Annotated in this window: 24 protein-coding genes; 1 reads left to right on the top strand and 23 read right to left on the bottom strand. The window is 67.0% G+C overall.

Annotated elements, in window-relative coordinates; translation table 11 throughout:
• Positions 1-33: 33 nt before the first annotated feature.
• The 17 genes from PTQ19_RS07225 to PTQ19_RS07145 all read right to left on the bottom strand — a co-directional run bounded on the left by PTQ19_RS07225 (position 34) and on the right by PTQ19_RS07145 (position 13,922).
• The gene (locus PTQ19_RS07225) at positions 34-369 is read right to left on the bottom strand and encodes a hypothetical protein (RefSeq protein WP_274368968.1); all 336 of its coding nucleotides are present in this window, start codon (positions 367-369) and stop codon (positions 34-36) included.
• A complete protein-coding gene (locus PTQ19_RS07220) occupies positions 366-707 on the bottom strand; it encodes a hypothetical protein (protein ID WP_274368967.1) in 342 nt (113 codons plus the stop codon). Before PTQ19_RS07220 ends, PTQ19_RS07225 begins: the two co-directional genes overlap by 4 nt.
• On the bottom strand, positions 704-844 hold the full coding sequence (locus PTQ19_RS07215; RefSeq protein ID WP_274368966.1) for a hypothetical protein: 141 nt from the start codon (positions 842-844) through the stop codon (positions 704-706). The genes PTQ19_RS07220 and PTQ19_RS07215 overlap by 4 nt, the downstream gene beginning before the upstream one ends.
• Positions 841-2,322 (bottom strand): N-acetylmuramoyl-L-alanine amidase, encoded by a 1,482-nt coding sequence (locus PTQ19_RS07210; protein WP_274368965.1) that lies wholly within the window; start codon positions 2,320-2,322, stop codon positions 841-843. The genes PTQ19_RS07215 and PTQ19_RS07210 overlap by 4 nt, the downstream gene beginning before the upstream one ends.
• 77 nt (positions 2,323-2,399) lie before the next feature.
• Complete coding sequence (locus PTQ19_RS07205) at positions 2,400-2,651, bottom strand: hypothetical protein (RefSeq protein WP_274367283.1); 252 nt, start codon at positions 2,649-2,651, stop codon at positions 2,400-2,402.
• The gene (locus tag PTQ19_RS07200; protein ID WP_274367282.1) at positions 2,648-3,694 is read right to left on the bottom strand and encodes a hypothetical protein; all 1,047 of its coding nucleotides are present in this window, start codon (positions 3,692-3,694) and stop codon (positions 2,648-2,650) included. Before PTQ19_RS07200 ends, PTQ19_RS07205 begins: the two co-directional genes overlap by 4 nt.
• 1 nt (position 3,695) lies before the next feature.
• A complete protein-coding gene (locus tag PTQ19_RS07195; protein ID WP_274367281.1) occupies positions 3,696-4,427 on the bottom strand; it encodes a hypothetical protein in 732 nt (243 codons plus the stop codon).
• A gap of 18 nt (positions 4,428-4,445) precedes the next feature.
• Positions 4,446-5,576: an SGNH/GDSL hydrolase family protein gene (locus PTQ19_RS07190; protein WP_274367280.1), complete on the bottom strand. Its 1,131-nt coding sequence runs from the start codon at positions 5,574-5,576 to the stop codon at positions 4,446-4,448.
• Between the two features lie 77 nt (positions 5,577-5,653).
• The gene (locus PTQ19_RS07185; RefSeq protein ID WP_274367279.1) at positions 5,654-6,871 is read right to left on the bottom strand and encodes a hypothetical protein; all 1,218 of its coding nucleotides are present in this window, start codon (positions 6,869-6,871) and stop codon (positions 5,654-5,656) included.
• 1 nt (position 6,872) lies between these two features.
• Positions 6,873-8,513 carry a fibronectin type III domain-containing protein gene (locus PTQ19_RS07180; RefSeq protein WP_274368964.1) on the bottom strand — a complete coding sequence of 547 codons (1,641 nt, stop codon included), beginning with the start codon at positions 8,511-8,513 and terminating at the stop codon, positions 6,873-6,875.
• An 81-nt stretch (positions 8,514-8,594) separates the two neighbouring features.
• On the bottom strand, positions 8,595-11,357 hold the full coding sequence (locus PTQ19_RS07175; protein ID WP_274368963.1) for a phage tail tape measure protein: 2,763 nt from the start codon (positions 11,355-11,357) through the stop codon (positions 8,595-8,597).
• A 6-nt stretch (positions 11,358-11,363) separates the two neighbouring features.
• Positions 11,364-11,684 (bottom strand): hypothetical protein, encoded by a 321-nt coding sequence (locus PTQ19_RS07170; protein WP_274368962.1) that lies wholly within the window; start codon positions 11,682-11,684, stop codon positions 11,364-11,366.
• Positions 11,681-12,097: a DUF7426 family protein gene (locus PTQ19_RS07165; protein ID WP_274368961.1), complete on the bottom strand. Its 417-nt coding sequence runs from the start codon at positions 12,095-12,097 to the stop codon at positions 11,681-11,683. Before PTQ19_RS07165 ends, PTQ19_RS07170 begins: the two co-directional genes overlap by 4 nt.
• A gap of 3 nt (positions 12,098-12,100) precedes the next feature.
• Complete coding sequence (locus tag PTQ19_RS07160) at positions 12,101-12,859, bottom strand: phage tail tube protein (RefSeq protein ID WP_274368960.1); 759 nt, start codon at positions 12,857-12,859, stop codon at positions 12,101-12,103.
• Complete coding sequence (locus PTQ19_RS07155) at positions 12,856-13,269, bottom strand: minor capsid protein (RefSeq protein ID WP_274368959.1); 414 nt, start codon at positions 13,267-13,269, stop codon at positions 12,856-12,858. Before PTQ19_RS07155 ends, PTQ19_RS07160 begins: the two co-directional genes overlap by 4 nt.
• Positions 13,262-13,582 carry a hypothetical protein gene (locus PTQ19_RS07150; protein ID WP_274368958.1) on the bottom strand — a complete coding sequence of 107 codons (321 nt, stop codon included), beginning with the start codon at positions 13,580-13,582 and terminating at the stop codon, positions 13,262-13,264. The genes PTQ19_RS07155 and PTQ19_RS07150 overlap by 8 nt, the downstream gene beginning before the upstream one ends.
• A gap of 10 nt (positions 13,583-13,592) precedes the next feature.
• On the bottom strand, positions 13,593-13,922 hold the full coding sequence (locus tag PTQ19_RS07145) for a hypothetical protein (protein WP_274368957.1): 330 nt from the start codon (positions 13,920-13,922) through the stop codon (positions 13,593-13,595).
• Between the two features lie 33 nt (positions 13,923-13,955).
• Between PTQ19_RS07145 and PTQ19_RS07140 the strand changes: the two genes are divergently transcribed.
• Entirely contained in the window at positions 13,956-14,534 is a 579-nt protein-coding gene (locus PTQ19_RS07140) for an HNH endonuclease signature motif containing protein (RefSeq protein WP_274368956.1), read from the top strand.
• On the opposite strand, the gene PTQ19_RS07135 is transcribed toward PTQ19_RS07140, so the two are convergent.
• The 6 genes from PTQ19_RS07135 to PTQ19_RS07110 are packed head-to-tail and all read right to left on the bottom strand — an operon-like array spanning position 14,531 to position 19,119.
• Positions 14,531-14,896, bottom strand: coding sequence for a hypothetical protein (locus PTQ19_RS07135; protein WP_274368955.1), 366 nt, complete (start codon positions 14,894-14,896; stop codon positions 14,531-14,533). The genes PTQ19_RS07140 and PTQ19_RS07135 overlap by 4 nt on opposite strands.
• 17 nt (positions 14,897-14,913) lie before the next feature.
• The gene (locus PTQ19_RS07130) at positions 14,914-15,216 is read right to left on the bottom strand and encodes a hypothetical protein (RefSeq protein ID WP_274368954.1); all 303 of its coding nucleotides are present in this window, start codon (positions 15,214-15,216) and stop codon (positions 14,914-14,916) included.
• Complete coding sequence (locus tag PTQ19_RS07125; RefSeq protein WP_274368953.1) at positions 15,216-16,136, bottom strand: hypothetical protein; 921 nt, start codon at positions 16,134-16,136, stop codon at positions 15,216-15,218. The genes PTQ19_RS07130 and PTQ19_RS07125 overlap by 1 nt, the downstream gene beginning before the upstream one ends.
• A 16-nt stretch (positions 16,137-16,152) precedes the next feature.
• A complete protein-coding gene (locus tag PTQ19_RS07120) occupies positions 16,153-16,521 on the bottom strand; it encodes a DUF2190 family protein (RefSeq protein ID WP_206549744.1) in 369 nt (122 codons plus the stop codon).
• Position 16,522: 1 nt separating this feature from the next.
• Entirely contained in the window at positions 16,523-17,722 is a 1,200-nt protein-coding gene (locus PTQ19_RS07115; RefSeq protein WP_274368952.1) for a head maturation protease, ClpP-related, read from the bottom strand.
• Positions 17,719-19,119 carry a phage portal protein family protein gene (locus PTQ19_RS07110; protein WP_274368951.1) on the bottom strand — a complete coding sequence of 467 codons (1,401 nt, stop codon included), beginning with the start codon at positions 19,117-19,119 and terminating at the stop codon, positions 17,719-17,721. The genes PTQ19_RS07115 and PTQ19_RS07110 overlap by 4 nt, the downstream gene beginning before the upstream one ends.
• Positions 19,120-19,123: the final 4 nt, after the last annotated feature.

The following is a 19,123-nucleotide window of genomic DNA, read 5'->3' as shown; positions in this document are numbered from 1 at the left end:
CCATAGCGGCTCCGCGGAGCATGACGGCGCTCGTCAGCGTCGTTCGTGCATGACGATCGTGTTGCGATCGAACATCTGCTGCGCACGAGCAGACGTGCCGGTCGGCTTCCACAGTCCGTAGTGGAGGCCGACTGCGATGAGGAACGTCGGGAGGGCGAGCAGGAGCCCCTGGCCGACGTCGTAGACGGTGCCGTTGCTGATCGCGACGCCGAGCTCGGTGAGCAGCGACGACGCCAGCGCGAACAGCGCCAGCAGGACGGCCTTCACACCACCGCTGGTGACGGTCTTGGTGACCAGGCCGACGAGCAGCGGGAGGACGGTGGACACCAGCAGCTGGATGACCAGTGCCGGATCGAGAGTGAACGTCATGAGTCCTTCTTTCGTTCGAGGTGGGTGACACGGTCGGCGAGTGCGCGATGTGTCTCTCGGTCGCCGCGGATCTCGGCACGCATGCCGCCGAGGTCCTTGGCGAGAGTCTTGATTTGGTCGGTGAAGTTGTCGCTGAGGTCGTCGATCCACCGCTTCGTCTCCGCGTGGCGGGAATCGTTCTCCTCTCGCATGTTCGTGTCGTGGGTGTTCTCGACCTGCCACCGTGCTGCGCTGACGTCGCGCTTCACCTTCCCTAGCCGGACGCCGAGCAGCCCGATCAGCGCGAGGATGATCGCCTGTCCGGCGGTGATGATCGTGACCAGTACGCCTTCAGTCACCCGATCACCGCCGGCAACAGCGGCGAGAGCATCGCGGCGATCAGGATCGCGAGCAGGACACCGCCAGCGACGAACTCACCGCGCGCGTACATCCGGGGTCGCTTCTGGCCATGCTGGATGTTGCGGCGGCGGGTCATGACAGCCACCCGTCGACGACGTCGCGCAGCGCTTCCAGCTCAGCCCGGGGCACCGTCACCGTCTCACCCGGCACATCCTCGGGCGCGAGCAGTGCGTTCGCGCCAGCGATGATGCGCTCATGGTCGAGCGTCCCGGGGCATTCGGTGGCGACGTAGTGACGGTGCGGGAAGATGTTGCGCTCCCACACCAGCTGCTTGATCCCGATACGCCGCGCGATATCCGCGACCAGGCGGATGGACGCCTCGTAGGTGGCGTCGGTGATCGGCTTGCCGGGGCCGCCCTCGTGCTCGATCGTGATGCCCGTGGCGTTCGCGTCCGTGTCACCGTTGGTGTGCGCGTAGTCGACCTCGCGGACGTACTGGTGCACGGTGCCGTCGGCGCCGATACCGTACTGCGACGACGCGCCCGTGCCGCGGCCGTTCTTGATCGTCCCCGGCTGCTGGAAATGCGCATCCGTGCCCGCAAGGGTCGACGGTGAGCCGAACCAGTGCAGGTCGATGTGGTCCTTCCGCCGTGCCGGCGCCTGGCCGTTGTTGAAGTTCGGCGAACCGACCCACTTCGCGTCCTTGTAGTCGACCGGCTGGTCCTTCCACGGGGCGGCCGGGTCGAGCACCGATCCCTCCGGTGTGCTGGGCGGCGCGGCAGGACGGAACGACCTGCCGGCGTTGAGGTGCCGCTGTGTCTTCCGCCAGGTGTCGGGCCCCTCCTCGCCGTCGACTTTCGCGCCTACGACAGCCTGCAGTGCACGGATCGTGCCCGCACCGCGGATGCCATCGACGACGACGCCGAGCTGCTCCTGCAGGTGGCGGTTCGTGTCCGGGCCGTCGACGCCGTCGATGTTCGCGCCGACCGCGTGCTGTAGCTTCGCGATCGTTCGCACGCCCGGGTCGCCGTCCTCCGTGATCGGGAAGCCGACCGCGTCGGAGAGCACACCCCAGATGCCGTCGGCGGTGAGACGGTTCGCCTTCTGCCAGGCCTTGATCTTGCGGTCCGTGTCCGGGCCGTGGATGCCGTCGGGCTCCGCACCAATGAGACGCTGAATGTCCTTCGTCGGCCGGGAAGTCTGGTTCCACCCGCCGGATGTGATGCCGCCGGCGACAGAGCCACCCACGACCGCGTCACGCGTGAATGCACGCCATACGCCGGCGGTGGTCGCGTCACCGTTGATCTCGATGTGCAGGTGCGGGCCGGTCGAGCGGCCCGTGTTGCCGACGACACCGATCTTCGTCCCCGCGCGCACGCGCGTCCCAACAGGCGGGCACTGAGCGTGCGACGGCATGTGGGCGTAGCCGACTTCCTTGCCGTTGAGGTCGTAGCGCACCCAGATCTGAAAGCCACCGTTGATCTTCCAGTTGCGGTGGTAGACGACGCCGTCGCCGGACGCGGGGATCGGAGTGCCCTCCCGCTGCGCGAAGTCGACCCCGCTGTGGCCGGCGTAGGTGGCCGGGTTGCCGAACGGCATCGGGAGCTTGGACATGATGGGGTTTCCTTCCGGGTACGACGAAGGCCCCACGCAACGGCGGGGCCTGAGGTGTCTGAGTGGGGGGCGTGAAGCTACGAGGATGCGATGACGGTGATCCGGTTGTCCTTCTCCGCGCAGAACACTGCTGCGCCGAGGGTGAGCGTGCCCGTCATCGACACGGCCGGCGTCGCGATCGGGTTGTCGTCGTCGTCAAGATCACCGTCGAGGTACACCGTCAGCGGCGACACGGACGCGACCGTCCCGGCCATCAGCTTCGGCATGAGGGTGTAGTACCGCCACAGCACCCGCACCTTACGGATCAGCTCGGCCAGACCAGCGTTCATCCGACTTCCCTCCACTCGGCTTGCACGTCGGTGAACTCGTCGAAGGTGAACCGCATCCGCTGCACCGTCGCCAACCGGCGGCGCCCGTCCTCCGGGGTGAACCCGACCAGGTCATGCGCCTCGAGTGGGAGCATCGCGTGGTCGAGCTTCAACGTCGCGACGCGGTCTCGAAGGTCGCGCAGCTTCCGCTCGGCGAGCTGGTCGATCACCGCCTGCGACTCCGCCTCGACGCCGGTTTCCTTGTGGGGAATCCACCGGCCCGGCTGGGAGCCCTTCGCCCGGTTCTGGTAGCTGAACGGCGAGGTCGGATCGGTGTCACGGGCGATGCCGACCAGCGGCACCTCATCGGAGGCGGCGGACCCGATCAGGATGACCTTGTTCGGCACCGACGTGAGGTCCTGCTCCCGCGCCCAGTCCGGGAAGTGCAGGGACGTTTCACCGTGCTCGAACTCGTGTGCCGGGGGTCGGTCCTCGGGTCGCGTGTACGGCTCGATCCGGAAGAGCCCGCTGCGGTCGCACCGCAGCGACCAGTAGCCGATGGACGTGAGCAGCGTGTTGATGACCTCCAGCTTCGACGTCGCCGCCTCGAACGTCAGCGGACCAGCGAGCACCGACGACGACGGGGTCGCCGCGATGCGTGTCTCCCCGGTGGAGGTGAGTAGGTCGACGGCCGCCTGAACGACCGGTGTCCCGGCCGGGAGGGTCAGGCGGGCGTCGAGGGCGTCCTCCTGGACGACGTTCATCTTCGTCAGCAGGGTGATGTCGTACCCGACGACCCCGAACTCGGAGTGGCGTTCCTTCGGCTGGGAGAACAGGAACACCCCGAACGGCCACGATTCGGCGCCCTTGTGGAAGGTGGCGCGCACCCGGTTGGACATGAAGTCCGGCACCTTGGACGGGTCAGAAGCATCGAAGCTCAACGCTCCTGAGCCGCCCAATGGTGACTGTGCGACGATCTCCGCGTGCCCGCCGGTCACACCCCGCAACATGTCCTTCTTGCGGTCCTGGGAGTCGAGCAGCTCGAACGACCAACGCACCAGCATCTCAGGCTCCCTCTTTCTTCGCCTCCGTGAACTGGAAGCTGAATCCCCAGAACGCGTTCCACGGCCGGAACTCGCCCGGGTCGTAAGTGCCCGCGTGCTGGCGGTGCAGCTGCGGGTCCTTGGGGGCCCCGTAGCGGCGGTGCCCATCCGGGGTGCGCAGCAGGAACAGCGCCTCGGGATTCTCGATCAGCTCGACAAGCTCATCCGGAGTGGCGCACTCCTCGATGAACGTGCGGTCGGTGACACGGCCGCCAACTTGCCAGACACGGGTGAGTCTCTCGCTGCTGTAGGCGGTGGGTTCTTCGCTCCCTGCGTAGTGCTTCAGAGCGCGACCCCGGCCAGGGGCGCGGGAGATGTCCGGGTTCATCGGCAGTCGGCATGTTTCGCCGAACCCGACACCGCCGGACAGCCAGATCGCGATCGACCTTGCCTCGACGGTGATCTCCGTGACCGCTGTCGCACCCTCCACCGTTGTTGCGATGGCACGGTACAGGGTGTCCCCGTAGGAGAGGGATTCCCAGTCGATGAGGGTGACGCCGTCAGGTGACGGGGTGTCGCCGAGCACGCTCTCCCACGTCTGCCCGTCGATGGAGCGTTCGAGGGTGAAGTGGGTGGGGCTGGTCGGGATGGGCTCGACTGCGAGCCTGTCTCCGACCTCCACGATGCGGCCCTCGTCGGCGCCCGTCTCGACGTAGGGCCGGTCGTGCTCGTCAAAACCGATGTTCGTTGGCATGACTGTCCCCTTTCAGCGCTACGGCAGGATGGACGCGAGATACCCGCTGATCAGGTCGTGCGCCGCACTGTTGAAGTGCGTCCCGTCGCCCCCGAGTGGCCCGACGTCCACCCGGAACCGCCCAGTGTCGTCGGCGTCCTGGATCACCGATGACGTGTCGGCGAGCAGGTCGACCGGGTGTCCCGCCTGGCCGATGCGCACCGTGGCCGGGTCTGTCGAACCGGGAGACGGTACGCCAGACAGCAAAGGTGCGCCGTCACGCAGCCAGGCGTTCACCTCCGGCCTGTTGTTCGTGGCTGGGGTCTGCCCTTCGAGCGTCGTGAATCCATCCGTTGACGAGACGAAGCACGGTGTGATCGTGCAGGCGATCAGTTGCTCGATCTCGTCGAAGGATCGGATCTGTTGCCAGTAGCTCACAGCGTTCTGCATGGCTGTGGCCGCGGAGGTATTCACGTCGTTGACGCCCATTGCCGACAGCACGTGGGTGCCGAACGGGAGAACCTGCCCGAGCCGTTGGTTGAACACTGCCGGGTAGTGGTACCAGCCTTCCCCGCCCATTGCGGACTTCACCGCGGCCCGCACCGTTCCTCGCGCCCACCGTTCGAGGTGGCTGTTCGAGGTCATGGTGATTGAGTCACCTGTGAGCACCCATGATGGGAAAGTTCCTGGCCCGAGGATAGCCGCGGGTCGCATGGAAGGCTTCAAAAGGCCGGTGGAGTACGTGGAGTCCACGACAGTCGCTTGACCGCCGAGGATGTACCCCGGGTCAACGCCGCTGATCCAGGTATTCGGTGACACTTGCACTGCCCCTCCGGTGTCGGAGTTGCCCCACACGTTCACCGTTACCTCGCTCCCCGCCGGGATGGTGACGGGGATCGGATCGGATTCAATGATGACGACTTCCCCGGATGCGGTGATCGGGAACGACGTTTCCGGTTGGCCGTCGAAGGTCACCGGGACGAATGCGCCAGCCCCGACACGGATAGCCGCGCGAACGGTGGCTGTGGAGGTGACAGTGCCGCCGAGTGCGGGCTTCGACAGCACCCAACGCACGACAGGGCTCTCCACTGCCGAGACGACCGTGTGCTTCGTGCCAACAGTGGTTCCCCCTGCCGAGACATTGCCTGGCCGGTCGGTCGTGCTGAGCATCGTCGCAACGTTCCGCAAAGGCCCAGTCGGCTCCGGGTCGGGCGCGGTACCCTCGGTCGCGGCGAGCAACAGCAACATCACGCCACCCCCGCCGAGACTGCTGCGTCCATCATCTGCCCCGCCGTGAGTGCGGTGCCCGCGAGCACGAACCCGTAGTTGACATCGGCGTTGTCGCCCGCGTTTCCGTACGAGACGCCGATAGCCGCCTTCCAGGTCGGCTGCGGGTCAGCGATCGGGGACGCCAGCCCGCTGGCAGTCTTCACCGGTGCCCCATCGAGGTAGACGGTTACCGTTCCGTTGTCGAAGGTGAACCCGACAAGATGCGGGTCGGTGTCGAAGGGGACGAATCCGCCCTGATGCGTGCCGGAGAGAGTCGCGGCGGCGGCGTGACTGAGATCGTCCGCGGACGGGGCCATCTTCACGCCCCATCCCAGGTTCTTCCCCAAAAGCGTAGGGCTGGCAACGGTGTTGTCGACCCGTCGAACCAGGATCATCACGGTTGCCTGAGTCTGCCCTTCAATGGTGGTGTTGGGGAGGTTCACGTAGTTGCTGGTCGAGGAAGCCATCGAAGAAGGGGCATCCGCCATGCCGGGGCGTCCAAACGTCGGGGTACCGTTGACCGTCAGCGTCCCGCCCGCCGTGCCGATATTCGGCACCGTCGTCGCACCCGCAGAGTCATCCAACACCGCAAGGTACTGGGGAGCGTAGGACAGCAACCTGTCACGCAACGGCACAACCACACCCGTCGTCGTCACCGGCACGACCGCCCCCGCCGAGGTCTTCCCCGACGAGTCGCGCACCTCATGCTGGCACTGATACGTCGTAGACGCCGACAGGCCCGACACCACCAACTGCGGAGACGCCTGCCACGCCGACCAAGTCACCCCGTTGTCGGTCGAGAAACGGAACGGAGACGCGTGCAACGCCACATCATCCGACGCCCCCGTGACCGTCAACGTGAACCCCGCATCGCTGATCGAAGAAGCCGACAGCGTGCCAGCGGTAGGAGCAGTCTCGTCACCCGGCACCGGATTGCTGACCGCGTACAGTCGCCACCCGGACGACAACCGCACCGCCACCCACGTCTCACCATCAGCAACCGGCTGACCCTCAACCGTGCCCGCCGTCCCAGCCCAGACGATCGCGACCTGCGCGCCCGGGTACCCGTCCAGCGTCACCACAGGCGACGCCCCCCCGGTGAGCTCGTACACGTGCTCGTGCTGCACCCCCAACGTCACAGCCCCCGCAACGGTCTGCTGATGCAACCCCGTCGTCACGATCTCACTACGCGCCATCTCAGACTCCTACTTCCGTGTACCAGGCGCCGCCCTCGAAGACAGCACCGCCATATTCCTCAGCCGCAACAGACAGCACCACGCCACCCTGCGACTCATCCCAGACACCAGTGATCACCGGCGGGCCGGGCGGGATGAACGCGACCTCAAACGCGACCGTCGTCCACGCCGAGAGCACGTCCCCAGCCGCGGCACGCACCCGCACCTCGTAGAACCCTTCTGGAAGACGAGATGTCAGCGTGATCGACGTGGCAGCACCGTCACCCTGACGGGACTCGATGACGTCACCCTCAGAGAGCAGTTCGAGCTCCCACGACGACTGCGGGTGCGCTTGCGCCTGAAAGAACGTCCACTCCACGGGCAGCGTCGACGCATCCCAGATCGTGGCCGGTTGAATCACCGCAACGCCGGGCGGGTCGATGACCTCGAACACCGCGGTCGCTGACCACGGCGACCAGTCCGGGTGCGCACCCTTCGTCCGCACTTCCCACTCGAAATGGTCAGTCGCCAGGGCCACGGTCACACTGTCCGCAGTCGTCCCGCTGATCGTCGTCCACACACCACCCACCGGGCGGTGACGCGCCTCGAATGCGGACTGCGGGCTGGAGTCGACAGGGTTGTGCACCCACGACAGCACCACGTCCTCATCCGACGGCGCAGTGCCACCGTTCGGGGACAGCGACACGGGCGCGTTCGGAGGCGAGATCAACTGGATGACGTTGGAGTACCCCGACCACGCCGAGTACAGCGTCGTCGAACCAGCGCCGCCCGAAGCGACCCGGGCCCGTGCGCGGTACTTGTGCGGGATCGCCGGGTTCGGCGCCACGTGGTCCCACGGCAGGCTCGACTCAGGTAGCGCCGAGACGACCGTGGCGCCGTCATCCTGAAGGTCCAGATGCGTCCCGTATCCGCCCATCGACGCTGCCACGCGAATGTCATCACCGGACGTGCGGACCGCGGTCGGTGTAGACGGAGCCTTCGGTGTCGTCCGCACCGTCACACTGTTCGACTGAGCCGACTCGCCCGCAGCAGCAATACCACGCACCGCATACTCGTACTCGTGCTCAGCCGACGTCGTCGTATCCGTGAACGTCCACAGGTTGCCCGACGGTGTCGCGATCCGCTGCCACGGTCCGCCGTCCGTACGACGGTTGATCCCAACCTTCGTATACGTCGAATGCCGTGACCACTGCAACGTGTGCTGCGTGTCCGACACACGCGTCACCGTCAACCCCGACGGCGGAATCGGGATCGTATCCGTGTAGAAGCTGCCCGACAGTGCCGCCGAACCGAACACACCAGCCGGACCATGCGACGCGGAATAGTTGACCTGCAACTCACCCGACGACGAATGCGACTTCCACCCCGTCGTACCCGACGCGATCTCGATGTACGCCTGCCCACCCCGGAAGTCCAGGTGATGCCCACCAGACCAGGTGGAGCCCTCGACATTCACCGCCCACGGGTCATTGTCCAGACGGTACGTCAGCGACGACCCCGACGAGTTGTACGCCCGCAACCACCACGAGTACCGCGACCGGTTGTTCGCGATATCCAGCGACGACCGCCACACGTACAGGCGCAGGTAGAACGCTGACCGCCCCGAGTATGCGTCAGTCTTCGTGCCGTTGTTCGTCGCCATCGTGCACCTCCAAACTCCCCGGCACGCGGGGACGACAAAGGGGGCCAGCCCTGATGGGCTGACCCCCTACGAACAAGCGGGCTAGTGGAACGGCAGCTCGGAAGCCACCTGACCGGCTGACGGCAGCTCGGTGCTCAGCACTTCACCAATCAGCCGCACGAAACCGTCAGCATCTAGCGCCAACCGGCCACCGATCTGTAGCCCTACAAACTGCGGCGACGGCGCCGAGCCACTGCCCAAGACGCCACCGTCGGCCATCGGCATCAGCCCCGGCATCCGGCGGATCGTCTCCATGAGAATCGCCATCGACCGCGCCGACCCGTCCAACGGGATGTACGCCTCGGGCACGTCAGACCGATCACCGACCACCCGCCAGGTGTTCGGCGGCACGGTCTGAGCGAGCGGCGCCATCGGGTTCAGACCGCGCAGTCCCCCGGCCGCCATGAACTCGACGAGCCCGCCCGCGGCCTGATCCACCCGGTACGAGCCCATGTTGATCGACCCGCCGTCAGCGGCGACCCGCACCCGGATCTCGCGCCCGTTGTTGCGGATGATGAAGCTGTCGACGGCGCGCTGCGCACCGGATGTGTGCGCGGTGATCACCGAGCTTCCATCCGGCAGCGTCTCGATCTTGTACCCGAGCCGCTCGACCTTCGCGCGTTCAGAGTTCGCGTTGGATGAGAACTCCGTCTCCATCTCCTCCGGCGTCGTCAGCACCGTGTCGATGAGCGACTGAGCCTGCTCCTCGGTCAACCCCATCGCGGTCATCTGCTCGATGAGCGCATCCCGCGTGGAGTTGTACCGATCGGTGAGGTTCTCCTGCGACTCCCCCGCGATGCGTGCGGTCTCGATCTCCGACTCGAACGCCTGCACCGACGCATCAAGCTGCGCCTTCAGCTGCGCACCGGACTCCGACGCGGCGAGATTCGCCGTGTCCACGCCCGACAGAGACAGCTTCGTGCCGTCAGCGGCGACCCCCACCTTGGAGATCGCATCGACCGTGCGCAGCGACGCATCATTGAGGTGCCCGAGCGCGATCTGCCCCTCGGCGAAGCCGTTGAACTTGTCGCGCATCCCTTCGAGTCCCTCGGTGACCACGTCGGTCTGTTCCTCGAAATCGCGCATGCCATCGATGAAGTTCTCAAGATCGGAGGTGTCAGCGAACGGATTCATGATCTTGATGACGTGCTTCATGCCGTCGACGATGTCGGCCAGCGGACCCGAGACAAACGACCCGAACGACTCGTTGGCGGTGATGCCGAAGTCGATCGCGCCATTGACCAGGTCAGAGAAGAACTGCAACAGCGGGCCACGGTTACTGGACACCCAGTCCGCAAGGTCACCGAGCGGCTCCGAGAACGCACCCGCGAGCGCACCCTTGATGCCGTCCATAGCGACCTCGATGTTCCGCTGCGCGCGCTGGATCTTCGATGCGTCGTTGTCCGTGAGAGTGTCGAACATCCGCTGCGCGGCGCCCTCCACCCCGTCGAGCTGCGCGACGGCCGTCGACAGGTCCAGCGCACCGAGCGCCTGAGCCATGTCCTCCGACTGCGTCCCGAACAGCGCCAGAGCCAGCCGGCTCCGCTCTGCCGGATCCTCGACGTCCTGCAACCCGGTCAGGATGTGCTCCAGACCTTCCCGAGCTGCAGGACCGCCCTCGGCGAACGCGCGCGCCATCTCCTCGGCGTCGAGGCCGAGCTCAGCGAGTGCACCGTTCGATGCTTCGTCGCCGACGTCCTTCACCCGGACGGTGAGTTCCTTGAGCGCGTCAGCGACCTTGTCCGAGTCGCGGGCGCCGGCGTTGAGGCCCTGATTCAGCAGGCCGAGCGCTTCCTCGCCGGACAGGCCAAGGTCGCGGAAGTGGGTCGGGTACTCGGTGAGCGTGTCGAGGAGGTCCTCTGCGACGTTCACACCGTTGCGGGCGCCGGCCGCGAGAATGTCGAACGCCTCATCGGCGGACTTCGCGAGCCCCGTGCGGAGCATCGTCGTCACGGCCCGCGCGACCGGCTGCACGTCCTCGCCGAGAACGTCGGCGATTCCCGACAGTCCCTCGACGACCTTCTGCGCGTCGCGGGTCGTGGCCTTCTCGTCGATGATGTCGAACTGCAGGGCGAGTCTGGTCGTGTCCATGTTCGACTCGATCGAGTCGCCGAAGTTGTTCGCGTACGACTCACCGGCCGCGCGGCCCAGCCGCAACGCGGCGGCCTCACTGATCCCGGTGAGCGCCTCGAGGCGGTCGAATCCGACCTCGATCTGCAAGCCGTCGTTGAGTCCGTCGATCAGCGCCTTGCCCGCAGCGACACCAATCCCGATCACGGCACCCGCGATCGGGATCGTCGCGAGCGCTGCGAGGACGCTCTTGCCGAACTCCTCGCCAGAATCCTCACCGGCTTCCCCCGCGGCATCGGAGACACCATCGAGCGCGCTCTCGGCATCCGACGTGTCGGCCTGCACCTCGATGACGTTGCGCGCCTTGACGAGTCCGTCCAGCGTCCGCTGGGTGCGGTTCAGCTGCGCCTCAGCACGCTTCACATCGGCGGTCACGTCGAGGCCACCGAGCGCACGCACCTGCAGGTCTTCGAGACGCTGCTTCGTGCGCTCCAGGCTCTTCTCGGCACGGGAGATGTCGGCGTCAAGCTTGAGCGCGGTGTCCTTCGACACGAGCTGCTTCGCGGCGTTCTCGACGCGATCCATCCCGTCGAGTGCGGGCTTGGCGTCGGCGTCGATCTTCACCGGCTTCGACTCGATCTTCTTCGCCGTCGCGATGACCTGCTTTTCCGCCTTCGCCACCGGGTCGGTGTTGGCGGTGAAGAGCATCTCCAGCTCAGCGACCTTGAGCGCCATGTGGTGTCACCTCCGGGTGAGCGCCTCCCGCAGCCTGGTCGGCGATTCGAGGAGAGCGAAGATCATCGTGCGCACGCCCGGCCACGGGCGCGCCCGCACGGCGGCGTCGTACACGTCGACGTGGAACTCGCGAGCGAGGTCGGCGACGACAATCCGCCAGTGCTCCACGATCGCCAGCCACGACGTATCCACCTGCGGCGCCTCCGACGGCGCGGACGGGCCGTCGTGGGCGGGCTTGAGGTTCTGCGGGATCGGCCGGTAATCGGGGTACCAGCCGTCCTCATCCGGCTCACCGATGCCCCAGCGGGCGTAGTCGGCGGCCGTCACGAGCCTTTTGGGTCGGGCTCCCCCTCGCTCTCGTCAGAGTCGGCGTCGAGGTCACGCGGCGTGAAAAGCAGCGTCGCGAGCGCGTCGGCGTACTCCTTGCCGCGGGCCCAGTAGAAGATCGCGTAGTACGCCATCCGGTCGATGGTGGTCGGGTGCAGCCCGTCGGCAACCATCTGCGCGTAGGTATCCCCCAGAGCCGGGTGCTCGCCCGGGCCGATCGTGTCGAGGATCTCCTGCACCTCGTCGGGGATCGGCCCCTTCACGAGCTTCAGGTTCACCTCGCCACGCACCGCGCACGCGAGCAGCTTCCCCATGTCGCCCACGCTGGGCGGCTGGACCGTGTAGGTCCGGCCACCCAGCGGGATGACGAGATCGGGCACCGCCCACGCCGCGAAGTCAGGTGCGGTACCCACCAGTCACGCCCCGCGCGTGTAGGTGTACGCGGCCGAGACGCCACCGGGCGTGCTGACGACGACAGGCACCTCGCCGGCGGTGTCGGTCGGCAGCAGCGCGACGATCGTCGCCCCGTTGATGACCTGGAAGTCGCCAGCTTCGATTGCGTCGAAGGTGACCGACGATGCGTCGAGGAACCCGGCGCCGTTGATCGTGACCATCTCGCCCGAGATCGCACCCGACGGGGTGATGCCCTGGATGGTCGGCGCCGTCGCGCCCCAGCCCTGGAACGGGTTGGGGATCTGCTCGAACTCGCCCTTGCCGGTCAGCGTGATCGACTTGACCTCGATGCCGGTGTTGTCGGTGTTCGATCGGGTGATCTCCACCGTCACGTACGAGCGGCCGGCGTCGTCCGGGTTCGGGGTGCCGAGTTCGGGCTTGTGGTACCAGCGCACGTCGAGGACGGCGCCCTCGCCCTTGCCCTTGGCCGCGGCGACCATCGCCTCCAGCTCGGGCAAGTACAGGCCCGTGGACAGGGCACGGTTGCCCTGAACGGTGAGGGACGCGGCGAAGCTGCGACCGGTGACGTCTTCGTTCGCCGACCCGAGGTCGTCGTAGGTCGACACATCGGTGGTCGTTCCGGGGTAGGACGGCTGCCATGCGCTCATGCGGCGCACGCTCTGCCAATCGGGGTTCGCGTACGTTCCGAGGTTGACGTCGAGACCGTACTCGTAGGACTTCCCCAGGACAGTGCCAGCGGGAAGAGGGACGCGGTTACTCATGATTGAGCCTCCAGGTTGTCGAGAGTGATGAGGTAGCTGTCGGTCCGCTCTTCGCGGCCGTTGCTGTCCGCACCAAGCGGCGCGGCAGATGTGCGTTGAACCGTGGCCAGCCCGTCACCGCGGACACGGCCATGCAGCACGGCGAACAGGACGTTCGCGATGCGGTCCGCGCCGAACGGCTGACGCCGGCCACCGCGGATGTGAAACTGCACCCGCCGGGACAGCAGGTCAGGGGCGTCGATCGCGTTGTAGACGCGGATGCCGACAGCGCGATCCGGGGTATCCCCGACCGCGCCGTAGAAGACCCCTATCGCGGATGCCGGATAGGGCGTCCCGTCCGGGTGCCACGCGAACGACGGCACAGCGCCGACGATCGCGCACAGACGCCGGGTCAGTGTCTCGTCATCCATCAAGAGCCCGCCTCACCGCGTCGGCGACGTCGGCGGCGATGTCGATCTCGTCGGATGCCAGCTCCAGGAACTTCGCTCCCCCGCCGTCAGCGTGCGCCCAGTCGAGGCGCTCGTGCTGCAGCGCGGCATGCGGTGCCGTGTACTGCAACGTCACCGACAGGTCATCGACCCGCACACGGCCCGACTTGATCAGGTCGCCGTCGTCGCGCGGAGCGAGTTCATTCGACCGCTTCAGCACCTTCCGGGCCGACTTCCGCATGGCATCCTGCGCGGCCTTCTCGACCATCGACAGGATCGGCTTGAGTTCAGCCACAGTGACCTCCCTACTTGAGCCAGAGGATCAGGTGAGACGGCAACGGTGGCGGGTTCTCGTCCCGCCCGACCCGAAGCACCTCGGCCTCACGCTCCGCCCCGAGCTGCTGCGACCAGACGGTCACGAGCGACCCGAGCGGCACGTTCGCATCCAGATGCACCGTGACCCGAGTGGAGGAAACGACCTCCTGCCCGGCCGCGTTGCGGACGAGCTCCTGCACGTCGATCACCTCGGCGGGCAGTGTGCGCGGCTCGCCGTAGCTGCCGCCCAGGCCACCGCCGGCCCGGTAGTCGCGCACCTTGACCGTGTTCGGGAAGAAGAGCAACTCCGGGAAGCTCACGAGGAACCACCTACCGGTTGATAACATGTATCCATGAAGGCCACCTGCTCTTTCTCTTCGTGTGATCGCCCGATGAGGTCTCTCGGGCTGTGCGATTCGCACTACGCCCAGCAGCGTCGAAACGGGCAGCTAACACCGATACGACGCCTCACGAGTGGCACACCAGCAGAACGCCTGGAGGCCTACACGAGCCGCACCACAGATTGCTGGTTCTGGACGGGCTCTACGCGCAACGGCTACGGACAGATCCGCGTAGGTGACCGCGTGGTTCGAGCTCACCGCCTCGCGTATGAACTCGAATACGGCAACCTCGCCGACAGCGTGATGCTTGACCACCACTGCCGCAATCGGGCGTGCGTCCGGCCAGATCACCTCGTCCCGACCACGAACAAGCAGAACATGGAGAACCTCGCGAGATCCGGCTACAGCGGGAACTCTTCTGGTGTCCGGGGCGTCACGTGGGACTCCCAGACCTCGCGCTGGCGCGCGAAGCTCACCCACGAAGGTCGAACTATCCACGTAGGCCGGTTCGACACGATCGATCAAGCGGCCTCGGCGATCATCGAAGCGCGCAATCGCGTGTTCTCGAACAACGTCGGCGACCGCTCCTAGGTATATTCACCTTCCGGCCAGACGTTCGCGAACGGGCGGGCCGTGGGGAAGCTCCCCACCGGGTGCCCGCCCGACGACGCCGAACCGCACAGCGACCGCAAAGCCTGCCGAGCATCCGTATCGAACGCGGACTCGACGTCGGCGAAGCTCATCGACGTGCCGTTGCGGGACACCGACCGGGTGCGACGCGAGCCCGCGGCAGGCTGCTCAGCGAGCACGCCTCGCAGGACTGCTACCGCATCCTTCTTCGGTTCGCTGTTGTCGGCGAACGAGTCGATGCAGGGGGCGATGGATCGCGCCAGCACGAGGAGCCGCCGAGCTGTATCCTCGTCGCCGCCGATATCGGCTGGTGTGATCGGCATATCCATCGCCCCCTGTCTCAGGCCTTCGCGATCAGACCGACCGCGATGGCGTGCTTGATGCTGTCCTTCGAGAACGCGGCCGCGTCGACGGTTGCGCCACGGTACAGGTACCGTTCGCTGCCGTCGTCGGCGCGCAGCACGACCGCGGCTCCGACGACCTTGAGGCCGTTCGGCTTCGCGGCCGGCTTCTGCGCGGCCTTGGCCTTCGCCTCGGCGGCGGCCTTCGCCTCGGCGTCCTTCTTGGCCTGCTCGGCTGCCGCCTGCTCTTCCGCTGCCTTCGCGGCGGCGGCCTTCTGCTCGGCGGTCTGCTCGGCAGTCATCACAGCCCCGTGTTCGTCAGCTGGACACCGGCGAGCGGCTCGGTGACGACGGGAACCGTCACGCGACGGCCACGCAGCGTGTAGCTGTCGTCGTCGTCGTTGCGGATCGACTTCGCCTCGATACCGACCTTGCCGGCGCCGACGTAGCCGGGGCCACCGAGGGGCTCGTCGGCCATGCCGCCGAGCTGCTCACGGTCGACCAGGAGCGGGCTGGTCCCGGTGTAGTTCGGCGAAGCCGCCCAGGTCAGGCCGAGCGCGTCGACCGGGATGTTGCCCTGCACGGCCGTCGCGCCGGACTCACGCGGCAGCGCCTTGTCATCGATCAGCAGACCGATGACCTTGGCGTACTGCGCCGGCGTGAGCACGATCGTCGACAGGTCGATGCCGAGGCCGAGCGCCGCGCGCGTCGCCTGGATCGACATGACCGCCTCGACAGCCTTGCCCGCGGTCGTCCAGGTGGACGGCGAGGCGAAGGTGCTGGTGACCTTCGCGGCGATGACAGCCATCGCGACGGAGTCCACGTGACGCACGATCGTGTTGCCGAGGCGGGTCATGCCCTTGTTCACGAACGAGATGCCCTGACGCTTGATCTTCTCGTCCGAGATGATCGTGTCAAGGCCCCACTTCACGGTGCGGGCCGACACGACCTCGCCCGATTCGAGGACGACCTTCGGGTACTCGCCGAGCGGTGTGATCGACTCGGGGTCGTCGGCGGCGAACGCCTCTTCGCCCGACTCGTAGAAGATGCCGCCGCCGGACGCGTCGAACCGTGCCTGCAGCAGGAAGTCCGCGATGAACTTCATCTGCGTCAGGTCGTGCAGGCGCTTGGCGATCAGACGCGGGTTGGCGAGCAGCGTGTGCAGCTGCTCGGTGGAGAGCGTCCCCTCGGGGTGCTTCACCGGGTACGTGTACGAAGCCATGTGCTCGTCACTCCTTTCAGATGAACAGGACGTCGATGACGTCCAGGTCGTCGGTTGCGGCGGTGAGTGCGATGCCCACCGGGTTGGTGCCCGCGCCGATGGTCGCGACCTTGCCGTCGGCGGCGGCGATGACCTTCGCGCCGACAGCGATCGCGGCGGACGCCACCAGACGGTGAACGCCGCTCGGGCGGGTGTAGACGGTGACGGACTCGCCGGTTGCCGCGTCGAAGCCGGCGACGCCGACTACCTTCGCGGAATCGGCGGTCGCCGGGATCACCGCACTCGCGGTGGACACCTCGACGAGTCGGCCACCGACGACGGCGGTCGCACCAGCGGTGAGGGTCACAGCCTGGCCGGGCTTGAACTTGGGCAGGTAGTCAGCCATCTCAGGCCTCCTTCTCGTCGGTGCCCCACGCGGCCGCGTAGAGCGCGTCATCCGCCGACACCTCGCCGACGGCGTGTCCGACCTCGGCGACCGGAACGGTGTTGGGCACCATCGCGGCGAGCGCCTTCACGGTACGCTCCTCGTCGGCATCGAGCAGCTCACGGAAACCGTCCTTGGAGGCCGGCGTGATGCGGCCACTGGCCAGCGCGTCGCTGATGATGCGCTCGCGGCGGTCCTTCGTCTGCGCAGCGAGCGCCTGAACGCCCTGCGCAGCCTGGGACCGCAGCTCAGCGAGCGCGGTCGCGTCGATCGCGACGACGCCCTCCGGCAGCTGTGCGGCGGGGGTGGGATCGGCCTGCTCGGCGAGCGTCTCGTCGAGAGCGGCCAGGACCGCCTCGTCCGAAGCGTCGGCATCGGTCATGCCGAGCCGCTCGATGAGGCCAGCCTTGAAGTCGTCGTTTGCCACGACGTTCTCCTTTCGGTTGGTTCCGCCCGGCTCGGTCGAGTCGGGGGTCTTGATGACAGCAACCGGCGGCGCCGGCGCATGTGCACGGCCCGCGTACGCGAAGCCGAACGTCGAGAGATCGAACCGTGCCGCCGCATCAGCGGCGTCGTCGGCGTCGTCCCAGGTGTCAGCGAGGCCGGCGTCGACGGCCTCCTCAGCGGAGAACCACGTCTCGGCTTTCATCAGCTCTCGCCAGTGCGCGCGATCGTGACCGGCGCGCGCCGCGTATGAGTCGGCGTACGAGTCGGAGAGCTTGCCGAGGATCCCCGCGGTCTCTTCCATGTCGGTGGCGTTGCCGATCGCGAAGCCCCATGCGTCGTGGATCATGAGCATCGATCCGCGGTTCATGGTGATGTGATCGCCTGCCATGGTGATCACCGAGGCCGCCGACGCGGCCAGGCCGTCGACGGTGACCTCGACGCGCGCCCGGTGTCGGCGGAGCGCGTTCATGATCGTCAGGCCTTCCCAGGCGGCACCACCGGGCGAGTTCAGGAACAGGCGGATCGTGTCGACGTCGAGCGCGTCGATCTGCTCAGCGAACTTCTTCGCCGAGACGCCACCTCCCCACCAGTTCTCACCGATCTGGTCGTAGATGTAGACGTCCGCGCTGGTGGCCCCATCGGCTGCTTGCGCGACGGCCGCGAACCGAAACCACTCCTTCGGTGCAGCGGCGAGCGCCTTGGGCATGTGGTTCATGCGGCCTCCTCGGTTTCCTTGGGTGTTGGCGGTGGGCCGTTGCCCTCCAGGTGTGCTCCCGCTCGGCGGATGAGGTCGCGTGCCTCGTCGTTGGTCAGCTCGGCGGCATTGCGCGCCGAGGCGGCGTCGTCTTCCGTCGGCTCGTCGCCGGGACCGGAGGCAGGGGCCGGCAAGCCGAACCGCGCCCGCAGGTACTTCTCGAGCTCGGCATCAGCCTTGAACGCACCGCAGTCGATCAGCGCGCGGATGCCCTCCGCGGTCAGCGGTGCGTCCTTGCCGAGCTGCGGGGGCACCAGGCGCGGGGCCGGCTCATCCGGTCCCCAGTTCAGATCGACGAGATCCTCGATGACGTGCTGCTGGGTGACGTCCCCGAACTGCTTCGAGATCGCGTTCAGCGCGCCGGTGAAGAAGTCGACGAAGGTGTCGCCGAGGGCGTAGGAACCGGTCGAGTCGTCGCCGCCGAGGGTGAGGAAGTTCGCGAGCACTGCGCGCGCGATCTGCTCATCGTGCCGGCGGATCGGAGTGTTCAGGTCGGGCAGCTTGCCCTGCACTCCCTGCAACGTGAGCTTCGCCCCGTGCGGAAGGTACGCACCGGAAGCCTCCCCGGCGCGGAAGTCCTTCGCCAGCTTGAGGCCCTCGTCGCGCTGATCAGCAAGCCACTTCTCGGCCTTGGCCGTGTCCTTCGCGATCGCGTCCGGTAGCGGTGCGCCCTCGTAGACGGGCACGCCGAGTCCGTTGCGTTCGGCGACCATCGCCTCGATGCGCAGCAGCTTGTCTTTCAGCAGCCACGGCTTGTACGCCTGCCGGAGCAGGGACTGTCCAACCCAGTTCGCGCCCTCGCGATCGTTGACGAACACCACCAGTCGGTCGACCGGGATGCGCACCTTGGTGTGCCCGAAAGCGCCGTGCTGCTCGATCGCGACCAGCCCGCCGTCCTTCGCGACATCGAACTTCGAGATCGTGCGAGGTGGCCGCCAGGCGAGCTTGCCGAGCCGGGCCCGACCACCCTCCATGCGATACACCTGCTCGAACACCGAGTGCCCGAACACAAGCTCCAGCAGCGCGAGGCGCAGGAACTCATCCCACGAGAACTTGCCGCGGTCACGGCGCGGGCGCGGTGATTCCTCCTGACCCTTCACGGGCAGGCCGAGGTCCTCAGCGATCTGCTTCACGACCTCGTCGCGTGCCCCCGCCGGGTCGAGCTCCCACCGCGCCGAACGGATCGGCATGGTCACGGCGCGAAGCACCGACCCGACCTGAGCGTCCTCCCGACGCATCTGGTCGTACTTCTCGATCGAGAACGGCCACTGCAGATCCGGGTTCTTCTCGTGCGCCTCGTCGGCGATGTCGCTCCACCCCGGCAGGGAGCCCTTCACGTATCCGATCTCGTCTGGCACGAGC

Source organism: Microbacterium esteraromaticum (assembly GCF_028747645.1).
In the GTDB taxonomy this organism is placed as follows: Bacteria; Actinomycetota; Actinomycetes; order Actinomycetales; family Microbacteriaceae; genus Microbacterium; species Microbacterium esteraromaticum_C.
Note: the sequence above shows the minus strand (reverse complement) of the source record. Positions and strands in the feature narration are given on the sequence as shown.

Coding starts and splice junctions, on each gene's coding strand:
- PTQ19_RS07160 (WP_274368960.1), bottom strand. CDS start 12,859: ATGAGTAACCGCGTCCCTCTTCCCGCTGGCACTGTCCTGGGGAAGTCC.
- PTQ19_RS07225 (WP_274368968.1), bottom strand. CDS start 369: ATGACGTTCACTCTCGATCCGGCACTGGTCATCCAGCTGCTGGTGTCC.
- PTQ19_RS07210 (WP_274368965.1), bottom strand. CDS start 2,322: ATGTCCAAGCTCCCGATGCCGTTCGGCAACCCGGCCACCTACGCCGGC.
- PTQ19_RS07120 (WP_206549744.1), bottom strand. CDS start 16,521: ATGGCTGACTACCTGCCCAAGTTCAAGCCCGGCCAGGCTGTGACCCTC.
- PTQ19_RS07175 (WP_274368963.1), bottom strand. CDS start 11,357: ATGGCGCTCAAGGTCGCTGAGCTGGAGATGCTCTTCACCGCCAACACC.
- PTQ19_RS07125 (WP_274368953.1), bottom strand. CDS start 16,136: ATGGCTTCGTACACGTACCCGGTGAAGCACCCCGAGGGGACGCTCTCC.
- PTQ19_RS07215 (WP_274368966.1), bottom strand. CDS start 844: ATGACCCGCCGCCGCAACATCCAGCATGGCCAGAAGCGACCCCGGATG.
- PTQ19_RS07135 (WP_274368955.1), bottom strand. CDS start 14,896: ATGCCGATCACACCAGCCGATATCGGCGGCGACGAGGATACAGCTCGG.
- PTQ19_RS07140 (WP_274368956.1), top strand. CDS start 13,956: ATGAAGGCCACCTGCTCTTTCTCTTCGTGTGATCGCCCGATGAGGTCT.
- PTQ19_RS07195 (WP_274367281.1), bottom strand. CDS start 4,427: ATGCCAACGAACATCGGTTTTGACGAGCACGACCGGCCCTACGTCGAG.
- PTQ19_RS07130 (WP_274368954.1), bottom strand. CDS start 15,216: ATGACTGCCGAGCAGACCGCCGAGCAGAAGGCCGCCGCCGCGAAGGCA.
- PTQ19_RS07190 (WP_274367280.1), bottom strand. CDS start 5,576: ATGCTCAGCACGACCGACCGGCCAGGCAATGTCTCGGCAGGGGGAACC.
- PTQ19_RS07155 (WP_274368959.1), bottom strand. CDS start 13,269: ATGGATGACGAGACACTGACCCGGCGTCTGTGCGCGATCGTCGGCGCT.
- PTQ19_RS07200 (WP_274367282.1), bottom strand. CDS start 3,694: ATGCTGGTGCGTTGGTCGTTCGAGCTGCTCGACTCCCAGGACCGCAAG.
- PTQ19_RS07205 (WP_274367283.1), bottom strand. CDS start 2,651: ATGAACGCTGGTCTGGCCGAGCTGATCCGTAAGGTGCGGGTGCTGTGG.
- PTQ19_RS07185 (WP_274367279.1), bottom strand. CDS start 6,871: ATGGCGCGTAGTGAGATCGTGACGACGGGGTTGCATCAGCAGACCGTT.
- PTQ19_RS07180 (WP_274368964.1), bottom strand. CDS start 8,513: ATGGCGACGAACAACGGCACGAAGACTGACGCATACTCGGGGCGGTCA.
- PTQ19_RS07115 (WP_274368952.1), bottom strand. CDS start 17,722: ATGAACCACATGCCCAAGGCGCTCGCCGCTGCACCGAAGGAGTGGTTT.